4 protein-coding genes are annotated in these 3,056 nt (G+C 65.8%); all 4 read left to right on the forward strand.

From position 1 onward, the window contains the following. The coding region (locus ACE3TU_RS20775) for an ABC transporter permease (RefSeq protein WP_374627721.1) at positions 1 to 591 on the forward strand (591 nt) is incomplete at its 5' end. A 4-nt stretch (positions 592 to 595) separates the two neighbouring features. Further along, positions 596 to 1,606 (forward strand): ABC transporter ATP-binding protein, encoded by a 1,011-nt coding sequence (locus ACE3TU_RS20780; RefSeq protein ID WP_374627723.1) that lies wholly within the window; start codon positions 596 to 598, stop codon positions 1,604 to 1,606. Beyond that, positions 1,593 to 2,624 (forward strand): ABC transporter ATP-binding protein, encoded by a 1,032-nt coding sequence (locus ACE3TU_RS20785; protein WP_374627725.1) that lies wholly within the window; start codon positions 1,593 to 1,595, stop codon positions 2,622 to 2,624. The genes ACE3TU_RS20780 and ACE3TU_RS20785 overlap by 14 nt, the downstream gene beginning before the upstream one ends. Before the next feature lie 20 nt (positions 2,625 to 2,644). Beyond that, the coding region (locus tag ACE3TU_RS20790) for a dihydrodipicolinate synthase family protein (RefSeq protein ID WP_374627727.1) at positions 2,645 to 3,056 on the forward strand (412 nt) is incomplete at its 3' end.

Here is a 3,056-nt window from a genome sequence, read left to right on the forward strand (position 1 = left end):
GGCAGTGCGCTGATCTCGGCCGCGGTCGGCGTCATCATCGGCTGCTATGCAGGCTATGTCGGGGGCTGGCTCGATGCGGTGATGATGCGCATCTCGGAGGCCATCATGGCCTTCCCCGAGATCATCCTCGTGCTGATGCTGGTCTCGATCATGGGCCAGTCGCTGTTCAACATCATGGCGATCTTCATCGTCGGCGGCTGGTGCGGCATCTACCGGCTGGTCCGCGCCCGCATGCTGTCGCTGCGCGAGGAGGAGTACGTGCAGGCGCTGCGCAGCTTCGGCCTCAACCGCGCCCTCATCAGCTTCAAGCACATGCTGCCCAATGCGCTGGGACCGGTGATGGTCAACATCACGCTGTCGACCGCCGCCTTCATCCTGCAGGAAGCGGGACTGAGCTTTCTCGGCCTCGGCGTTCCGCTCGCCATTCCCACCTGGGGCAACATCCTCAATGTCGCCCAGGACCTGACCGTGCTGCAGAAGAACTGGTGGCTGTGGCTGCCGGTCGGCACCGTCATCTCGCTCTTCGTGCTGAGCGTCAACTTCATCGGCGACGGCCTGCGCGATGCCACCGACCCAACGCAGCAGGGCTGACGCCATGACCGCCTCGGACGTTGCCCTGAGCGTCAGGAACCTCAAGACCTTCTTTTACACCAACAACCGCTGCAACAAGGCGGTGAACGGCGTCTCGTTCGAGATCCGGCGCGGCAAGACGCTGTGCGTGGTCGGCGAGAGCGGCTGCGGCAAGAGCGTCACCGCCGCCTCGATCATGCAATTGCTGCCGACCCTCAGCCGGATCGAGGACGGCGAGATCATCTACCACAGCGAGCGCGGCGACATCCGCATCGACACCCTGCCTCGCAACGGCAGCCGCATGCGGTCCATCCGCGGTTCGGAGATCTCGATGATCTTCCAGGATCCGATGACGGCGCTGAACCCGGTATTCACCGTCGGCTTCCAGATCATGGAGAACCTCTACTACCACACCGCCATGCGTGGCCGGCAGCTGAAGGACAAGGCCATCGACCTGCTGCGCGCCATGGGTATTCCGCTGCCCGAGCGGCGCGTCGACCAGTTTCCGCACCAGTATTCGGGCGGCATGCGCCAGCGCGCCATGATCGCCATGGCGATGGCCTGCAATCCCAAGATCCTCATCGCCGACGAGCCGACCACGGCGCTCGACGTGACCATCCAGGCGCAGATCTTCGATCTGATGTCGACGCTCAGGCGCGAGCACGGCACGGCCATCCTGCTGATCACCCACGACATGGGGGTGGTCGCCGAACTCGCCGACGACGTGGCCGTCATGTACATGGGCAACATCGTCGAGGCCGGCACCGTCGACGACGTGCTGCGCCACCCCACCCACCCCTACACGCGGGCGCTGCTCGACTCGATCCCGGTGCTGGGCCGCGGCAGGAACCAGTCGGTCCGCGCCATCCCCGGCGCGACGCCCGATCCGTTCAACCGACCGGTCGGCTGCCAGTTCGCCGATCGCTGCACCCATCGCATCGACAAATGCGACCGGATGCCGGAGGAAACGCAGATGACCGCGACGCATCGGGTCATGTGCTGGCGCCACGAGGAGCTCGCCAATGCCCCCCGCTGAAGCCGACCTCATTCTCAGGCTCAAGGGCGTCAAGGCACACTTCCCGGTCAAGGCCGGGGTGTTCAAGCGCACCGTCGGGCATGTCAAGGCGGTCGACGGCGTCGATATCGACATCCATCGCGGCGAAGTGCTCGGCCTCGTCGGCGAGAGCGGCTGCGGCAAGACCACGCTGGGCAAGACCATCCTGCAACTGGTCCGCGCCACGTCGGGCGAAATCGTCTACAATTCGAAGACCGAAACGGTCGATCTGGTCCAGCTCGACGACCGCGAACTCGATCCCTATCGCAAGCGACTGCAGATCGTCTTCCAGGACCCGCACTCCTCTCTGAATCCCTCCTTCACCATCTTCGGCTCGCTCGAGGACGCGCTGAAGAAGTACGGCATCAAGACCCGCGAGGCGCGTCGCAAGCTGGTCGGCGACCTGCTCGAGGCGGTGAACATGCGGCCCGAATACATGGACCGCTATCCGCACGAGTTCTCGGGCGGCCAGCGCCAGCGCATCGGCATCGCCCGCGCCCTCAGCGTCGAGCCGGAACTGATCGTCTGCGACGAGGCCGTCAGCGCCCTCGACGTCTCGATCCGCGCCCAGGTGCTGGAACTGCTGATGCGGCTCAAGCGCGAGCGTAACCTGACCTACGTCTTCATCACCCACGACCTCAGCGTCACCGAGTACATCTGCGATCGCATCGCCGTGATGTACCTGGGCCGCATCGTGGAACTGTGCCGGTCCGAGGACCTCTACGCCCGACGGCTGCACCCCTATACGCAGGCCCTGCTCTCCGCCATCCCGGTCGCCGACCTCGACCGGCGCAGCAATCGCGTCGTGCTCGAGGGCGACGTGCCGAGCCCGGTCAATCCACCGTCCGGCTGTCCTTTCCATCCGCGCTGCCGCTTCCGCCAGGACATCTGCAAGACGGCGGTGCCGACGCTCAAGCGCTACTCCATCGACGGACGGGACGACCACTTCGCCGCCTGCCACCTGATCGACGCACCCGAGGCCGCCGCCCCGGCAGCCTGACCCCTCACACGGAGCCTCATATGCCTGCCTTCGATATCAAGTCCGTCACCGGCGTCATCCCGGCGATGGTGACCCCGTTCGACGAGAACGAGGCGCTCGACGAGGGCCGGCTGCGCGCCATCGTCAACTTCCTCATCGAGCGCAAGCTCGAGGGGCTCTACATCACCGGCTCGACCGGCGAGTCCTTCCTGATGTCGCCCGAGGAGCGCAAGCGCGTCGTCGAGATCACCGTCGACGAGACCCGGGGCCGCATCCCGGTCATCGCCCATATCGGCGCCATCGGCACGCGCACCTCGATCGATCTGGCCCAGCACGCCGCCGCCGCCGGCGTCGACGCCATCTCCTCGGTGCCGCCCTTCTACTGGGGCTTCTCGGCCGACCAGATCGTCGGCTACTACACCGACATCACCCGCTCGACCAAGCTGCCGATGA

Origin of the sequence: Devosia sp., assembly GCF_041917035.1 — a bacterium.
In the GTDB taxonomy this organism is placed as follows: Bacteria; Pseudomonadota; Alphaproteobacteria; order Rhizobiales; family Devosiaceae; genus Devosia_A.

Coding starts and splice junctions, on each gene's coding strand:
- ACE3TU_RS20785 (WP_374627725.1), top strand. CDS start 1,593: ATGCCCCCCGCTGAAGCCGACCTCATTCTCAGGCTCAAGGGCGTCAAG.
- ACE3TU_RS20780 (WP_374627723.1), top strand. CDS start 596: ATGACCGCCTCGGACGTTGCCCTGAGCGTCAGGAACCTCAAGACCTTC.